The sequence below is a fragment of the Achromobacter sp. 1014246743 genome (assembly GCF_059760725.1).
On the sequence record NZ_JCBANA010000029.1, the window covers coordinates 59,156 to 76,051 of the forward strand.

Consider the following 16,896-nt stretch of genomic DNA (forward strand, 5'->3'; position numbering starts at 1 on the left):
TAGCTGCATATAGGGAAGAGAGAGCCTAATGTCGAGTAACACCGTCGCCCAGTTCGCTACCGAGCTGAAAATGCCTGCCAATGTGCTGCTGGATCAGCTGCGCTCGGCTGGCGTTGACCTCAAATCGGTTGACGATTCCGTCACCGACAGCGACAAGGCGAAATTGCTCGAATCGCTGCGTCGCGCTCATGGCGCGCCCGAAGGCAAGAAGATCACCCTGACGCGTCGCCAGACCTCCGAGATCCGGCAGGCGGATGCCACCGGCCGCTCGCGCACCATCCAGGTCGAGGTTCGCAAGAAGCGCGTGTTCGTCAAGCGTGATCCCTCCGAAATCGCCCTGGAGCAGGCCGCAGGCGCTCGCGCCGAAGACGAAGCGGCCGTCGAAGAATCGCAGCAGGTGTCCGCGCCGGCCGTGACCGAGGCGCCCGCCCCGGTCGAGCCGCGCGATACCGCGCCCGTCCAGGCAGAGGCTGCGGCCCCGGCTGCGGCGGAAACGCCCGCTGCTGTTGAAGCGCCCGCGCCGGTTGAAGCGCCCGCGCCTGTTGAATCCGTCGCGGCCGAAGTGCCCGCCCCCGTCGAGGCGCAAGCCCCCGAAGTCCAGGCCCAGCCTGAACCGGAACCGACGCCGGCGCCCGCTCCTGCCGAGCCCGTGGCCGAAGTGGCCAAGCCCGAAGTCAAGACTGAAACCACCGAGCCCAAGGCTGAAGAAGCCAAGCCGGAACCCGTTGTGCTAGCGAATACGTCCGAACCATCTTCCCCCCAGGCCGCCGCGCCTGTCGCCCAGGCTCAGCCTGCCGCGAAGTCCGAATCCGTCAAATCCGCCGCCAAGCCGGTCGAAGCCGCTGCGCCCGCCGCCAGGGTGGGTAACCGCGCCGACAACCGCCGCGCCGGTCCTCCGCTTGCTGCCTCCGCCACCGGCGCTGGCCGCGACGAAGCCCGCCGTGCCGCCGAGGCCGAAGCTGCCGCGCTGCGCGAGATGCTGAACCGTCCCCGCAAGGTGCTGCGTGCGCCGGAACCCGAAGCGCCCGCCGCCGCGCCCGCCGCCCCGATTTCGGGCACGCTGCACAAGCCGGCCGGCAAGCCCGGCGCCGCGCCCGGCGCCAAGAAGGACGCCAAGCCCGCCGCTCCCGGCAGCAAGAAGACCATCAAGACGGCCGAAGTGGCCTCGACCTGGTCCGACGACGCCTCGCGCAAGAAGCCGGCCGACAAGCCGGCGGCGCCTGCCAGCCGTGACGGCTGGCGTGCGGGCGGCAAGGGCGGTGGCAAGAGTGGCGGCCGCGGTGGCCGCAACCAGCAGAACGACCGTCGCAACGAGCCGGCGCCGCAGGAATTCATTGCACGTGAAGTCCACGTGCCGGAAACCATCAGCGTGGCCGACCTGGCCCACAAGATGTCCGTCAAGGCCGCCGAAGTCATCAAGCAACTGATGAAGCTGGGCCAGATGGTCACCATCAACCAGGTGCTGGACCAGGAAACGGCCATGATCGTGGTCGAGGAACTGGGCCACGTGGCTATCGCCGCCAAGCTCGACGACCCGGAAGCCTTCCTGGACGAAACCGCCAGCGTGTCCGAAGCCGAACAGCTGCCGCGCGCGCCGGTCGTGACCGTCATGGGTCACGTCGACCACGGCAAGACCTCGCTGCTGGACTACATCCGCCGCGCCAAGGTTGCCGCGGGCGAAGCCGGCGGCATTACGCAGCACATCGGCGCCTACCACGTTCAGACCGAACGCGGCATGGTGACCTTCCTTGACACCCCGGGCCACGAGGCGTTCACCGCCATGCGTGCCCGCGGCGCCAAGGCCACCGACATCGTCATCCTGGTGGTGGCTGCCGACGACGGCGTGATGCCGCAGACGCGCGAAGCCATCCACCACGCCAAGGCCGCCGGCGTGCCCATGGTCGTGGCAATCACCAAGATCGACAAGCCCTCGGCCAACCCCGACCGCGTCAAGCAGGAACTGGTTGCCGAACAAGTGGTGCCGGAAGAATACGGCGGCGACGTGCCGTTCGTGGGCGTGTCCGCCAAGAGCGGCGAGGGCATCGATGCCCTGCTCGAAAACGTGCTGCTGCAAGCCGAAGTGCTGGAACTGAAGGCGCCCGAAGACGCGCCCGCCAAGGGCCTGGTCATCGAAGCCCGCCTGGACAAGGGCCGCGGCCCGGTCGCCACGATCCTGGTGCAGAGCGGCACGCTCAAGCGCGGCGACGTGGTGCTGGCCGGCGCAAGCTTTGGCCGCGTGCGCGCCATGCTGGACGAAAACGGCAAGCCGATCCAATCGGCCGGCCCGTCCATCCCCGTCGAAATCCAGGGCCTGACCGAAGTGCCGGCCGCGGGTGACGAATTGATGGCGCTGTCCGACGAGCGCAAGGCGCGCGAAATCGCGCTGTTCCGCCAAGGCAAGTTCCGCGACGTCAAGCTGGCCCGCCAACAGGCTGCCAAGCTCGAGTCCATGTTCGACAACCTGGGCGAAGGCACGCAGACCCTCACGCTTATCGTCAAGACCGACGTGCAGGGTTCGCAGGAAGCGCTGGTGCAGTCGCTGGTCAAGCTGTCGACCGACGAAGTCCGGGTGCAAGTGGTGCACGCGGCCGTGGGTGGCATCTCGGAAACCGACATCAACCTGGCCATCGCCTCGAACGCGGTCGTCATCGGCTTCAACGTGCGTGCCGAAGCCAGCGCCAAGAAGCTGGCCGAGAACAACGGCATCGACGTGCGCTACTACAACATCATCTATGACGCCGTGGATGAAGTGAAGGCAGCCATGTCGGGCATGCTGGCGCCCGAGAAGAAAGAAGAGATCATCGGTCTGGTCGAGATCCGCGAGGTCTACAGCATCTCGCGTCTCGGCAACATCGCCGGTTGTATGGTGCTCGATGGCATCGTGCGCCGCGATTCCCAGGTACGCCTGCTGCGCAACAACGTGGTTCACTGGACGGGGCATCTCGAATCGCTGCGCCGCTTCAAGGACGACGTCAAGGAAGTCAAGTCGGGCTTCGATTGCGGTCTTACGCTGCGCGGCAACAACGACATCCAGGTGGGCGACCAGCTGGAAGTCTTTGAAATCAAGGAAATCGCGCGTACGCTGTAAAGCGTCGCGAGGCATTATTGCTAATGAGCCGTCACAAGTCCAAAGCCATCCCCGGTCGCAATCTGCGGCTGGCCGACCAGATCCAGAAGGATCTGGCCGGGATCATCCAGCGCGAGATCGATACGACTCGCGCGGGACTGATCACGCTCTCTGGTGTGGAACTGTCGACCGACTACGCGCATGCCAAGGTGTATTTCACGGTTTTGGGCGCCGAGCCCGAAGCCGCGACCACCTTGCTGAACGAGAAGGCCGGCTGGCTGCACTCCCAGCTGTACAAGCTGCTGCACATTCACACTGTCCCCACTTTGCGCTTCTTCCACGACGAGCAGATCGCCCGTGGCATCGAGATGTCGATCCTCATCGACCGCGCAAACCGGCCCGGCCCGCACTCGGGCGTGCCCGACGAACCTGAAGACCAGTCCTGATCGGGCTGTCGTCACTGCTTTAATTTCCGGATTCCGACGATGGCTAAACGACGCGGGCTTGCGCTCGACGGTGTGCTGTTGCTCGACAAACCCGTAGGTTTGTCGAGCAATCACGCCTTGCAGCGCGCAAAACGTGCCATGGATGCGGCGAAAGCCGGCCATACCGGTACCCTGGACCCCTTTGCCACCGGCCTGCTGGTGTGCTGCATGGGCCGGGCGACCAAGATTTCCGGCGCGATGCTCAACGCCGACAAGGCGTATCGCGCTACGCTTCAATTTGGCGAAGAAACCGATTCCGGCGACCTGACCGGCAACGTGGTGTCCACCGCCGAGCCTGGCTTCGTGGTTGACGAACAGGCCCTGCGTGAAGCGCTGTCACGTTTCTCGGGCACGATCGAGCAGATTCCGCCCATGTATTCGGCGCTCAAGCGCGACGGCAAGCCGCTGTACGAATACGCCCGGGCCGGCATCGAGCTGGAGCGGCCGCCGCGACAGATTACGATTTACCGCATCGAGCTGCTGTCCCTGAACGGGACGCAGGCAGAGATCGATGTGGCTTGCAGTAAAGGCACATACATCCGGACGCTGGCCCAGGACATCGGGCGCGCGCTGGGCTGTTACGCCCACCTGGCGGCGCTGCGGCGCACGCACGTCGGGCCTTTTTCTCTGGAACGCGCCGTTGCGCTGGATGCCTTGCAGGCGATGCCAGACCCCAAGCAGGCATTGCTTGCACTGAACGAATTGCCGGAGGGCTTGCTGCCTTCCACCCTGACCTTAAAGGACTCGCTATGACTCGCGCCTTGCGCAACGTCGCCATCATCGCCCACGTGGACCACGGTAAAACCACCCTGGTCGACCAGCTGCTGCGCCAATCCGGCACCTTCCGCGAAAACCAGGCGCTGACCGAACGGGTCATGGACTCGAACGATCTGGAAAAAGAACGCGGCATCACGATTCTGGCCAAGAACTGTGCCGTTGAATACGAAGGCACGCACATCAACATCGTCGACACCCCGGGACACGCGGACTTCGGCGGTGAAGTCGAACGCGTGCTGTCCATGGTTGACGGCGTGCTGCTGCTGGTCGACGCCGTTGAAGGCCCGATGCCGCAGACCATCTTCGTGACCCGCAAGGCGCTGGCCCTGGGCCTGAAGCCGATCGTCGTGGTCAACAAGGTGGACCGCCCGGGCGCCCGTACCGACTTCGTCATCAACGCCACGTTCGACCTGTTCGACAAGCTGGGCGCCACCGAAGAGCAGCTGGACTTCCCGGTGGTGTACGCCTCGGGCCTGTCGGGCTACGCCGGCCTGACCCCGGACGTGCGCGAGGGCAACATGCGCCCGCTGTTCGAAGCCATTCTCGAACACGTGCCGCAGCGCGACGACGATCCCAACGGTCCGCTGCAGATGCAGATCATCTCGCTGGACTACAACAGCTACGTCGGCAAGATCGGCGTGGGCCGCATCAACCGTGGCCGTATGCGCCCCGGCATGGACGTGGCCTACAAGTTCGGCCCCGAAGGCCAGGGCGGCCGCGGCCGCATCAACCAGGTCCTGAAGTTCCACGGCCTGGAGCGCATCGTGGTCGATGAAGCCGAAGCCGGCGACATCGTGCTGATCAACGGCATCGAAGAACTGGGCATCGGCTGCACGGTCACCGACGCCGCCACGCAAGACGCGCTGCCGATGCTGCGCATCGACGAACCGACCCTGACCATGAACTTCATGGTGAACACGTCGCCGCTGGCCGGCCGCGAAGGCAAGTTCGTCACCAGCCGCCAGCTGCGTGACCGCCTGGACCGCGAACTGAAGTCCAACGTGGCGCTGCGTGTGCGCGACACCGGCGACGACACGGTGTTCGAAGTGTCGGGCCGCGGTGAACTGCACCTGACGATCCTGCTGGAAACGATGCGCCGCGAAGGCTACGAGCTGGCCGTGTCGCGTCCGCGCGTGGTGTTCAAGGACATCGACGGCGTGAAGTGCGAGCCGTTCGAATCGCTGACCATCGACGTCGAAGACGCCCACCAGGGCGGCGTGATGGAAGAGCTGGGCCGCCGCAAGGGCGACCTGCAGGACATGCAGCCGGACGGCCGTGGCCGCACCCGCCTGGAATACCTGATTCCGGCCCGTGGGCTGATCGGCTTCCAGAACGAGTTCCTGACGCTGACGCGCGGCACGGGCCTGATGAGCCACATCTTCCACGAATACGCGCCCGTCAAGGAAGGCTCGATCGGTGAGCGCCGCAACGGCGTGCTGATCAGCCAGGATCACGGCGACGCCGTGGCCTACGCCCTGTGGAAGCTGCAGGATCGCGGCCGCATGTTCGTCAATCCGGGCGATGCGCTGTACGAAGGCATGATCATCGGCATCCACAGCCGCGACAACGACCTGGTCGTGAACCCCATCAAGGGCAAGCAGCTGACCAACGTGCGCGCTTCGGGTACCGACGAAGCCGTGCGCCTGGTTCCGCCGATCCAGATGTCGCTGGAATACGCCGTGGAGTTCATCGACGACGACGAACTGGTCGAAATCACGCCCAAGTCGATCCGTCTGCGCAAGCGCTACCTGCTCGAAAACGAGCGCAAGCGCGCCGCACGCGAATCCGCCGTCTAAGCGCCAGGCGGGGCATCGCCCCGCTTGGCAAGGCAGCAAAAAGGCCGTACGCCCCAAGGGTGTACGGCCTTTTTTTTACGACCCGACAGGGTGCGGCGGGATCACTTTGCCTTCGGCTCAGGCATGCTGATGGCGATATTCCTGTGTCTTGCCGCCGTAGCCATACGCCGCCGCGCGGGCATCGATCACGTGCACGTACGAGCACTCGTGCAGCTCGCCCAGGATCTCTCTGAATGCCGCGTAGATTTCCTGGATGAAGCGTGCCTTTTCTGCCTTGGTGTTGGTTTCGTCGGTGACGCTGATGTCCAGGTGAAAGGCGTTCTTGCCCAGTTCCGACAGCGGTTGGCCGCCGATGAACCAGAGGTCATGCGGGATGTGCTGCAGGGTGATGGCGATGACCGGCAGCTTCTTGCCCAGGACTGTCTGGGTCAGGCCGGCGACGGCGTCGACGATGCGGCGGTTGACGTGGGCATCGGACTGGCCGGAAACGTGGATGACGATGTGAGGCATGGAAGGCTCCGTGGGTGAGGGTATGGCGCCAGTGTAGGAAGCGGATTGACATCGGAAAAGCGGGAATTTACGATTTCAGCCATCGAATAAACCGTTGGATAGGCTATGTCTGGATTCGACTTGGACCAATTGCGTACCCTGGTCGCCGTGCTGGATGCGGGCAGCCTGACGGCGGCGGCGCCCAAGGTGTTCCTGTCGCAATCGTCGGTGAGCGAGCAGATGCGCAAGCTGGAGGAACGCGCCGGGCAGGCGCTGCTGATCCGCGGCAAGTCGGGCGTGTCCGCCACGCCGGCCGGTGAGCGGCTGCTGGCGCATGCGCGCGCGATCCTGGCGCTGAGCGAAGAGGCCTACCGCGACCTGCGTGGCGTTGCAAGGCGAACTGCGCCTGTGCATCACCGACTACTTTCGCCCGGGTGATGTGGCGGGCATGCTGCGGCGCTTGAACGAGCAGTATCCGCAGGTGCGCATGCACGTCACCATCATGAAAAGCGGCGCGATCGAAGCGGCCTATGAGCGCGGCGAGATCGACGTGGGTATCTCGATGGTCATCCTGGAACGCGGCGCAGGTAAAGGCCGCCCGCAAGGGCCGGTGCTGCGGCGCGAGTCGCTCTTGTGGATGGCGGCAGATGGCACCCAGGCAACGCGCGGGGCGTTGCCGCTGTTGGCGCTGCCGGAAACGTGCGCGCTGCGCCAATATGCCGAGCGCCTGCTGTCGCGGCGCAGCGTACCGTATGCGGTGGCGCACGTGGCGTCTGGCGTGGCGGGCCTGCAACTGGCGATTGCGGCGGGGCTGGGCGTGGCCTGCCTGAACGAGTCGGCGTTGGCGCCAGGCATCACCCGCGCGCAGTGGCCGGGTCTGCCGCCGCTGCCCGAGGTTGAATTCCGCCTGCTGCCGCCACGGCCGGGCGAAGACCGTTTCATCGAGCTGGCGCGCGAGGCCATCGTGCGGGCGATGCGCTGATATCGGCTAGGGGCGGGGCGCCGCCATCAGCCAGTCCAGGAACTCCCGGCCGGGCCCGTCTTCGCGCACGACGGCGCCGATGGGCTGGAAGGCGCCGGGCGAATCGATTCGTATGCGCTGGAAGTGGCCATGGCGCAGGTACCAGTCGGCAAGCGTCAGCGGCACCATGGCCAGCGCCTGCTGCGCCTGCATCACGGCGATCAGCAAGGGCATGGGCGGCGCGGCGCTGGCCAGCCGGCACAGTCGGGGAACGATGCCGGCGCGCTCGAAAAAGGCGCTGAAGACGGCGTGGATCGCCAGCTCGGGGCGTGGTTCGATCCACAACTGCGAGGCGACCTGGGCGAGCGTGGGCGGGGTAGGGCCGGCCAGCAGCGGATGGCCTTTGGTGCCGACGATGACAGCCGCATCCTGCTGCAACGGCACGAATTCCAGGCCGGCGGGCATGGCCTCCGGGCGCCGGCACAGCAGCATGTCCAGGTTGCCGGCGGCCGCCAGTGGCAGCAGTTGTTCGCGGCTGCCTTCCTGGACTTCCACGTGCAGGTCGGGGTGGGCCAGCATGTAGGCCGGCAGGCGCTCGGCCAGCAGGCCGCCGCTGGCGGCGGGAATGGCGCCCAGGCGCAGGCTGCCCGCGGCGCCGTCGCGCAGCGCCGCAACCGAATTGGTGGACGCCCGCAGCGTAGTGAGCATGCCGCGCGCGCATTCCGCCATCAACTGACCGCTGCGAGTGGTGCGCATGCCGCGGGCGTGGCGTTCGAACAGGCTGACGCCCAGCAGGGCTTCGATATCGGCCAGGGCGTGGGTGGCGGCCGGTTGGCTCATGCCGATCTGGGCCGCGGCCTGCTGCACGCTGCCCAGGTCCGCCACGCCCGCCAGCAGTTGCAGGTGGCGCAGGCGGCCCTTGGCCAAGAGGCGGGACAGCAGGGTGGCGGGAGCGACGTCCATGGCAGGAGCAGGGGTGTTTTAGCTATTCAAATTTCGAATATATAGACGCATTAATGTATTTGAAATAAGGATATGCCCTGCCCAGAATGACGTTTCCACGTGATCACGCCCAGGAGGGGCTGTTCCATGACGTTCCGCCTATTGCATGCTGTCGTCTGTGCCGTCGCCGCCGGCGTTTCTTCCGGGGCCCTGGCCGCGGGCGCCTATCCCACCCAGCCGGTGCGCCTGATCGTGCCATTCGCCCCCGGTGGCTCGACCGATGTGTTGGCGCGAGCGGTGGCCGACGGCCTGCGCAAGGAACTGGGCCAGAGCGTGGTGGTGGAAAACCGCGCCGGCGCTGGCGGGCTGATCGGCACCGAGGCCGTGGCGCGAGCCGAGCCGGATGGCTACACGCTGGGTATGGCCACGGTCAGCACGATGGCCGTGAACCCGCTGCTGTACGGCACCAGGCGGGTGGATCCGGCGACCCATCTGACGCCGGTGGGCGCCGTGGCGACCGTGCCGGTGGTGTGGATGGTGAACCCGGCGTTTCCGGCGAATGATTTCGCGCAGTTCCTGGCCGAGCTGCGGGCCCATCCGGGCAAGTATTCGTTTGGGTCGCCCGGCGTCGGTTCGCAGGGCCATTTGAACTTGGCCGCCATGAATGCCGACCTGAAGGTTGAGGTGCTGCACGTGCCGTATCGCGGCATGGGGCCGGCGCTGACCGCGGCCGTGGGCGGCGAGGTGCAGGTGCAGCAGGACCAGTACGCCTCGGCGCAGTCGCTGATCAAGGCGGGCAAGTTGCGCCCGATCGCCGTGTCGGCGCCCACGCGGCTGGCCGGCCTGCCGCAATTGCCGACGCTGGCCGAATTGGGTTATCCGCAATTGAACGCGCTGGGCCAGACCTGGTTTGGCCTGGTCGCGCCGGCCGGCACGCCGGATGCGGTGGTGCAGGCCGTCAATGGCGCGGCGCAGCGTGCGCTGGCGGACCCGGCGCTGGTGCAGCGCCTGGCGGCCCTGGGCGCCGAGCCGCTGACCGGTACGCCGCAGGCCTTTGGCGAACGTATCGCGCAGACGCTGGCCGCCAACCGAAAAATCATTGAAACTGCCGGCATCAAGCTGGACGAGTAAACGGTTTTACGCCGCCCGCGAAAGCGGGGGTAGACCCTATAGACCCGCCACTGGAGACGCGATGGGAGCCATCGACAAACTTGCGCCGTTCATCGACGCGCGCAGCGAACGCTATGCGGAACTGAGCGACCGCATCTGGAGCCTGGCCGAACTGCGCTACGACGAGCACAAATCGGCCGAACTGCACATCGCCATGCTGCAAGACGCGGGCTTTCGCGTCACCCGCGACGCGGCCGGCATCCCCACGGCCTTCGTGGCCGAGGCGGGCAGCGGCGGCCCGGTGATCGGCATCCTGGGCGAATACGATGCGCTGTCGGGCCTGAGCCAGGAAAGCGGCGCGTTCGCCTGCCAGCCGTCGCCGGAAACGCCCAATGGCAACGGCCACGGCTGCGGCCACCATCTGCTGGGCACGGCCGCACATTTCGCCGCGGTGGCGGTCAAGGAATTCCTGCAGGACAACGGCTTGCCCGGCACCATCCGCTTCTATGGCTGTCCGGCCGAAGAGGGCGGCTCGGGCAAGACCTTCATGGCGCGCGCCGGGCTGTTCGATGACCTGGATGCGGCGCTGACGTGGCACCCGGCGTCGCACACCGGCATTTTCCATCAGTCGTCGCTGGCCAATATCCAGGCCTACTTCCGTTTTCGGGGCGTGGCGGCGCATGCGGCCAATTCGCCGCACCTGGGCCGCAGCGCGCTGGACGCGGTGGAATTGATGAACGTGGGCGTGAACTACCTGCGCGAGCACATGGTGCCCGATGCGCGGGTGCACTATGCGGTGACCAACAGCGGCGGCATCTCGCCCAACGTGGTGCAGGCCCGCGCCGAGGTGCTGTACCTGGTGCGCGCCCCCATCAATTCGCAGGCGGCCGAGCTGTACGAGCGCGTCAAGAACGTGGCCCGCGGGGCGGCGCTGATGACCGGCTGCGAGCTGGAGATCGTGTTCGACAAGGCCTGCTCGAACTACATCCCCAATGGGGTGTTGAACGAGGTCATGTACGCCAACATGCAGGCGTTGCAGGGGCCGTCCTACACCGAAGGCGAACAGCAGGCCGCACGCCGGATGTGGGACGCGATTTCCCCCGACGATATCGACAATGCGGGCAAGAACCTGGGCGCGGTGCTGCGCAACCCGACGCCGCTGTTCAGCGGCGTGGCCCCCTACGAGCCGGGCAAGACCGAGATCAGCTACGGCTCGACCGACGTCGGCGACGTCAGCTGGGTCACGCCCACGGCGCAATGCTGGGGCGCCTGCTATACCTATGGCACGCCGTTCCATTCGTGGCAGATGGTGGCGCAGGGCAAGCTGTCGCTGGCCCACAAGGGCATGGTGCACGCCGCGAAGATCATCGCCGCGACCGCCGCGGACCTGTACCGCCAGCCCGAGGCGCTGGCGCGCGCCAAGCAAGAGCTGCTGGACATGCGCGGCGGCCAGCCTTACGTCTGCCCGATTCCGGCGGACGTGCTGCCGTCTTTCATGCGCAAATAGGGCAGGACGGCGGCCCCGTCTGGGGCCGCCAGGGCTTTGGCCCCGTTTCCTGTCAGGCCGGCAGCGACGGCGCGTATTGCGCGTCGGAGTTGACCTTCTGGTGGAATTCGACCACCTTGCGCACGACCTTGCGGGGATCGTCTTCGATGATGAAGAGATCCAGGTCGTGCGCGCCGATCATGCCATTGGCCAAGACCTGGCCACCCAGCCATTCGACCAGGCCCGACCAGTATTCGCTGCCCACCAGCACGATGGGCGCAGGCGGGACCTTGCCGGTCTGGATCAGCGTCAACGCTTCGAAGAGCTCGTCCAGGGTGCCGAAGCCGCCCGGCATCGCCACGTAGGCGAAGCTGTGCATGAAGAAGGTGGCCTTGCGCGAAAAGAAATATTCGAACGACAGGCTTATAGTCTGGTATTCGTTGTTGTGTGCTTCGTGCGGCAGGCTGATGTTCAGCCCGATGCTGGTGCCGCCGGTTTCGAAAGCGCCTTTGTTGGCCGCTTCCATGATGCCCGGTCCGCCGCCCGCGATGACCGCGAAACCCGCCTCGGCCAGGGCGGCCGAAATCGCGACGGTGGTTTCGTAGTGGGGCGAGTTGCGGCTGACGCGCGCACTGCCAAAGACGCTGACCGCGGGCCCGATATGGGCGAGCTTGTCTGCCGCCGTCCGTATCTCTGACATAATCAGCGGAATTTGCTTGTTGGCGGGCGTTTCCGCCGTCGTTGCCGCCGTATTTGCCGCAGTTGTTGCCATATCTGCCTTTGTAACCATGAAAAAAACCCTATTGCTGGTCGACGGTTCAAGCTACCTGTACCGCGCTTTCCACGCTATGCCTGATTTGCGCAACGCGCAAGGCGAACCCACCGGGGCGCTGTACGGCGTGGTCAATATGCTGCGCAAGCTGGTAGCCGACTATAAGGCAGAGTATGCCGCATGTATTTTCGATGCGCGCGGCAAGACCTTCCGCGACGATCTGTACCCGGAATACAAGTCGCATCGTCCGCCCATGCCCGAAGACCTGGCGGCCCAGATCGAACCCATACACCGCGCCGTGCGCGCACTGGGTTGGCCGGTGCTGGCCATCGAAGGCGTCGAAGCCGACGACGTGATCGGCACGCTGGCCTGCCGCGCCGCCGAGCGCGACGTGCACACCATCGTGTCCACCGGCGACAAGGACCTGGCGCAGTTGGTCAACAGCCACGTCACGCTGGTCAACACCATGAGCGGCGAAGTGCTGGACGAGGCTGGCGTGGTCAACAAGTTCGGCGTACCGCCGGACCGCATCGTGGACTACCTGATGCTGGTCGGCGACACGGTCGACAACGTGCCGGGCGTGACCAAGGTGGGGCCCAAGACGGCCGCCAAATGGATCTCGGAATTCGGCTCGATCGACAAACTGGTCGAAGGCGCCGAGGGCATCAAGGGGGTGGCGGGCAACAACCTGCGCGAAGCCATTCCGAATTTCCCGCTGACGCGCCAGCTGCTCACCGTGAAATGTGATTGCGACCTGACCGGCCACGTCGACAGCGTCGACGACCTGACGCCGCGCGGTCGCGACGAAGCGACCCTGACCGAACTCTACGAACGCTACGGTTTCCGCACCTGGCTGCGCGACCTGACCGGCGATGCCGAACGCGTGCCGGCGGGCGACGCCCGCGTGGCGGTCGAAGTGCCGGTTGCTCCCACCGAAGTGGACTACCAGATCATTTCGGACTGGCCCGCGTTCGACGCCTGGCTTGAAAAACTGCAGACGGCCGAGCGGGTGGCGCTGGATACCGAAACCACCTCGCTGGACGAGATGCAGGCCAGGCTGGTGGGGCTGTCGATGGCAGTGGCGCCGGGCGTCGCCTGCTACATCCCGGTGGCGCACCGCGGCCCGGACAACGCCACGCAATTGCCCAAGGCCGAGGTGCTGGAGCGCCTGCGCCCCTGGCTGCAGGACGCTTCGCGCGCCAAGCTGCTGCATCACGCCAAGTACGACGCGCACGTATTCGCCAACGAAGGCATCCGACTGGCCGGCATCACCGATGACACGATGCTGCAAGCCTACGTGCTGGAATCGCATAACCGCGTCGGCCTGAACGACCTGGCGCAGCGTTACCTGGGCCGCAGCGGCGTGTCGTACGAAGACCTGTGCGGCAAGGGCGCCAAGCAGATCGGCTTTGACGAAGTGGCGGTGGACAAGGCCGGCCACTATGCGGCGGAAGACGCCGACTTCACGTTGCAACTGCACCAGGTGCTGCGCCCGCAGGTGGCCGCCGATGCCGGGCTGGAACGCATCTACCTGCTGGAAATGCAGGTGTCCGCCGTGCTGACCACCATCGAGCGCAATGGCGTCAAGGTGGACGCGGCCGAGCTGGGCCGCCAGAGCCACAAGCTGGGCCAGGAAATGCTGCAGCTCGAGCAAAAGGCCTACGAGCTGGCCGGGCAGCCGTTCAACCTGAATTCGCCCAAGCAATTGGGCGAGATCCTGTTTGGCCGCATGCAGCTGCCGGTGGTGCGCAAGACGGCGGGCGGCGCGCCGTCCACCGACGAGGAAGTGCTGAGCAAGCTGGCGCAGGACTATCCGCTGCCGCAGGTGCTGCTGGAATACCGCGGACTGTCCAAGCTGAAGTCCACCTACACGGACAAGCTGCCGCGAATGATCAACCCCGATACGGGCCGCGTGCACACGCGCTATTCGCAGGCCGCGGTGATCACCGGCCGCCTGGCCTCGTCCGATCCCAACCTGCAGAACATTCCCGTGCGCACCGAGGCCGGGCGCCGGGTGCGCGAGGCCTTCATCGCCGAGCAGGGCCTGCTGCTGTCGGCCGACTACTCCCAGATCGAGCTGCGCATCATGGCGCACGTGTCGGACGACGCCAACCTGCAACGTGCGTTTGCCGCCGGCGAAGACATCCACCGCGCCACGGCCTCGGAAGTGTTCGGGGTGGCGCTGCAGGACGTTTCGTCCGAGCAGCGCCGCGCGGCCAAGGCCATCAACTTCGGCCTGATCTACGGCATGGGCGTATTCGGCCTGGCATCCAACCTGGGCATCACGCGCGATGCCGCGCAGGCCTACATCGACCGCTACTTCGCGCGCTATCCCGGCGTGGCGATGTACATGGAAAACACCCGTCGCGTGGCGCGCGAACAGGGCTACGTGGAAACCGTGTTCGGACGCCGGCTGCAACTGCCGGAAATCCGTGGCGCTTCGGGGCCGCGCCGCCAGGGCGCCGAGCGGGCCGCGATCAACGCGCCCATGCAGGGCACCGCGGCCGACCTGATCAAGATGGCGATGGTGGCCGTGCAGGACTGGCTCGAGGCCGAAAAGCTGCAGACGCGCATGATCATGCAGGTGCACGATGAACTGGTGCTGGAAGCGCCGGACGCGGAACTGGAACTGGTCAAGGAAGCGCTGCCGCGCCTGATGTGCAATGTGGCCGAGCTGCGCGTGCCGCTGGTGGCCGAGGTGGGCGTGGGCAAGAACTGGGAACAGGCGCACTGAGGACGGTGCGAGGGGCTTCGGTCTGGATGGGCCGGGGCGCTGGTCGGTCGGGCGCCGGTCCAGGGGCAGCGAGGGACGTTGACCGGCGCCGGCCCGCGTTACGGAATGGGCTGCCCACGGGCGGCCCATTTCCGCTTTTGCGGTTGCAACAATATAATGTTGCGCTTCCCCGCCAATAAACCGTCCCCCAAATGTTGCTGCTCTGGGTCCTGCTCGCTACCGTCACCGGTGGCCTCATTGCCGTCCTTGTCGCCAGCTGGCTGGCCTACAAGGTGTTCGCCCAATACCTGCACCACATGGTCAGCCTGTCGGTGGGCGTGCTGCTGTCGGTGGCGCTGCTGCATCTGTTGCCCGAGGCGTTCGAGGGCGCGGTGGGCGATGCGCACGTGCTGTTCGGGCTGATGCTGGCGTCGCTGATCGGTTTCTTCGTGCTGGAAAAGATCGCGCTGCTGCGCCATAGCCACCACCACGAAGGTGACGGGCACCATCACCATTCGGGTCACGACCGCCACGAGGCGGGCCGCGGCGGGGTGCTGATCCTGATCGGCAGTTCGTTGCACAACCTGTGCGACGGGGTCTTGGTGGCGGCGGCCTTCCTGACCGATCCGCTCTTGGGCGTGCTGACGGCGGCCTCGATCATCGTGCACGAAGTGCCGCACAAGCTGGGCGATTTCGTCGTGTTGCTGAACGCGGGCCTGGCGCGGCGCCGGGCGTTTGCGCTGATTCTCTTTACCAGCTTGTGTTCAGCCGTGGGCGGCATAATAGGCTACTTCGTGCTGCAGCAAGCGCAGGGCTGGGTGCCATACGTATTGGTGGTTGCCGCCAGCAGCTTCCTCTACATTTCGGTGGCCGACCTGATGCCGCAGATGCACGAACGGGTATCCCTGGCCGATGCGGTGCCGCAGCTGCTGCTGGTGGGCGTGGGCGTGGCGCTGATCTACAGCGTGACGACGCTGATGCACCACGGGCACGAGCACGAGCCTGATGCCGGCCAAGGCGCGGCGCGCACGGAGCACGTCCACACGCACTGAGGCGCGGCGTTCGCGATACCCGGCTTTGTCCTGATCCTGGCCGGTCGTGTCGCGCATGCCTTGTTGGCGAAGCGCGGGGCGCCGGTCCCGCGTTGATCCCTATACAGGAGTTCGCCATGAGTTTTTCCGCCGCCGCAGGCAACGTTGCCCCCACCGTGATCCACACGGATACGCAGGGGCTGGTCCACGGGGATTTCCAACTGCCCGTGGCTGATGGAGCCCTGGACGCTTACTACGCCGCCCCGGAGGGCAAGCAGAACCTGCCCGTGGTGCTGGTCGTGCAGGAAATCTTCGGGGTGCACGAGCACATCAAGGATATCTGCCGCCGGGTCGCCAAGGCCGGCTATCTGGCCGTGGCCGCGAATCTGTACCAGCGCCAGGGCGACGCCTCCACCTATACCGATATTCCGAAGCTGATCGCCGAGATCGTGAGCAAGGTGTCCGACGAGCAGGTGTTCGCGGACCTGGACGCGAGCGTGGCCTGGGCCGCGCAGCACGGCGGCGACCCCAAGCGCGTGGCCGTGACGGGCTTTTGCTGGGGCGGGCGCCTGACGTGGATGTATGCGGCGCACAACCCGGATGTGAAGGTAGGGGTGGCGTGGTACGGAAAGTTGAGCACGGGGCACGGACCCTTGATCAAGCGCGTGGCGTTTGACGTGGTCAATGAACTGCATGCGCCGGTGTTGGGCTTGTATGGGGCCAAGGACGCCAGCATTCCGGTGTCGGATATCGAGATCATGAAGGGCAAGCTTGCCGGCGGCAATGACAATGCCAAGCGGTCGGAGTTCGTGGTGTATCCGGACGCGGATCATGCGTTCATGGCGGATTATCGGGCGAATTATCAGGCTGCGGCTGCCAAGGATGGGTGGGGGCGGATGCTGGAGTGGTTCAAGCGGTATCTGTAAGCGAATGGGTGTCGCTGCGCGCGACGGGGCGCGGTTTTTTTTGTGCTGTGGGGGGGGCTTCTTCGTAGGCCGCCCGGCGCGGGTGGTGCACACGTGGCGCGCGCCAACGATTGCGGTCCGGAGCCTTCGCTCCGGACTTCCCCCTCGTCATCTTCGTCCAGGCCTTCGGCCTTCCCTTGTATCTTGAGCCCTGGGATGGTTAGCTACCATTCCGCGAGAGACAGGTGAGTTTCTGCGGCTCCCTTAGGTGCCTGACCCTGTTCTGAAGACTAAACCCCTGTCTCTCACCTCTGACGCCATCGCGGACACTGGACGGTAGCCTAGGGCTTGACCCTGCATGC

The 16,896-nt window shown here is 65.9% G+C and carries 12 protein-coding genes and 1 pseudogene; 10 read left to right on the plus strand and 3 right to left on the minus strand.

Annotated elements, in window-relative coordinates; translation table 11 throughout:
• Positions 1-28 precede the first annotated feature (28 nt).
• Genes infB through typA form a run of 4 tightly spaced genes read left to right on the plus strand, consistent with a single transcriptional unit; the run spans position 29 to position 6,125 of the window.
• Positions 29-3,088, plus strand: coding sequence for a translation initiation factor IF-2 (gene infB / locus AC6LJ2_RS14250; RefSeq protein WP_498151591.1), 3,060 nt, complete (start codon positions 29-31; stop codon positions 3,086-3,088).
• Between the two features lie 23 nt (positions 3,089-3,111).
• A complete protein-coding gene (gene rbfA / locus AC6LJ2_RS14255; protein WP_025140228.1) occupies positions 3,112-3,513 on the plus strand; it encodes a 30S ribosome-binding factor RbfA in 402 nt (133 codons plus the stop codon).
• A gap of 39 nt (positions 3,514-3,552) precedes the next feature.
• Positions 3,553-4,305 (plus strand): tRNA pseudouridine(55) synthase TruB, encoded by a 753-nt coding sequence (gene truB / locus AC6LJ2_RS14260; RefSeq protein WP_263910766.1) that lies wholly within the window; start codon positions 3,553-3,555, stop codon positions 4,303-4,305.
• Complete coding sequence (gene typA, locus AC6LJ2_RS14265; protein WP_175193904.1) at positions 4,302-6,125, plus strand: translational GTPase TypA; 1,824 nt, start codon at positions 4,302-4,304, stop codon at positions 6,123-6,125. Before truB ends, typA begins: the two co-directional genes overlap by 4 nt.
• A gap of 117 nt (positions 6,126-6,242) precedes the next feature.
• Here the strand turns inward: typA and AC6LJ2_RS14270 are convergent, their stop codons facing one another.
• Positions 6,243-6,635, minus strand: a complete 393-nt coding sequence (locus tag AC6LJ2_RS14270; RefSeq protein WP_445658487.1) for a tautomerase family protein — start codon at positions 6,633-6,635, stop codon at positions 6,243-6,245.
• A 105-nt stretch (positions 6,636-6,740) separates the two neighbouring features.
• Here AC6LJ2_RS14270 and AC6LJ2_RS14275 point away from each other — a divergent pair.
• Positions 6,741-7,596 (plus strand): annotated as a pseudogene (locus AC6LJ2_RS14275) (LysR family transcriptional regulator).
• 6 nt (positions 7,597-7,602) lie between these two features.
• Here the strand turns inward: AC6LJ2_RS14275 and AC6LJ2_RS14280 are convergent.
• The gene (locus AC6LJ2_RS14280) at positions 7,603-8,538 is read right to left on the minus strand and encodes a LysR family transcriptional regulator (RefSeq protein ID WP_263910769.1); all 936 of its coding nucleotides are present in this window, start codon (positions 8,536-8,538) and stop codon (positions 7,603-7,605) included.
• Positions 8,539-8,664: 126 nt separating this feature from the next.
• Between AC6LJ2_RS14280 and AC6LJ2_RS14285 the strand changes: the two genes are divergently transcribed.
• Together AC6LJ2_RS14285 and AC6LJ2_RS14290 are read left to right on the plus strand one after the other, a co-directional pair.
• Positions 8,665-9,648, plus strand: coding sequence for a Bug family tripartite tricarboxylate transporter substrate binding protein (locus AC6LJ2_RS14285; RefSeq protein ID WP_498151592.1), 984 nt, complete (start codon positions 8,665-8,667; stop codon positions 9,646-9,648).
• A gap of 61 nt (positions 9,649-9,709) precedes the next feature.
• The gene (locus AC6LJ2_RS14290; protein ID WP_498151593.1) at positions 9,710-11,134 is read left to right on the plus strand and encodes a M20 family metallopeptidase; all 1,425 of its coding nucleotides are present in this window, start codon (positions 9,710-9,712) and stop codon (positions 11,132-11,134) included.
• Between the two features lie 52 nt (positions 11,135-11,186).
• On the opposite strand, the gene AC6LJ2_RS14295 is transcribed toward AC6LJ2_RS14290, so the two are convergent.
• Entirely contained in the window at positions 11,187-11,903 is a 717-nt protein-coding gene (locus tag AC6LJ2_RS14295; RefSeq protein WP_445658491.1) for an LOG family protein, read from the minus strand.
• Here AC6LJ2_RS14295 and polA point away from each other — a divergent pair.
• The 3 genes from polA (at position 11,902) to AC6LJ2_RS14310 (ending at position 16,555) form a co-directional block, all read left to right on the plus strand.
• Entirely contained in the window at positions 11,902-14,619 is a 2,718-nt protein-coding gene (polA, locus tag AC6LJ2_RS14300; protein WP_263910772.1) for a DNA polymerase I, read from the plus strand. The genes AC6LJ2_RS14295 and polA overlap by 2 nt on opposite strands.
• Before the next feature lie 191 nt (positions 14,620-14,810).
• The gene (locus AC6LJ2_RS14305) at positions 14,811-15,650 is read left to right on the plus strand and encodes a ZIP family metal transporter (protein WP_263910773.1); all 840 of its coding nucleotides are present in this window, start codon (positions 14,811-14,813) and stop codon (positions 15,648-15,650) included.
• A 116-nt stretch (positions 15,651-15,766) separates the two neighbouring features.
• A complete protein-coding gene (locus AC6LJ2_RS14310; protein WP_263910774.1) occupies positions 15,767-16,555 on the plus strand; it encodes a dienelactone hydrolase family protein in 789 nt (262 codons plus the stop codon).
• Positions 16,556-16,896 lie beyond the last annotated feature (341 nt).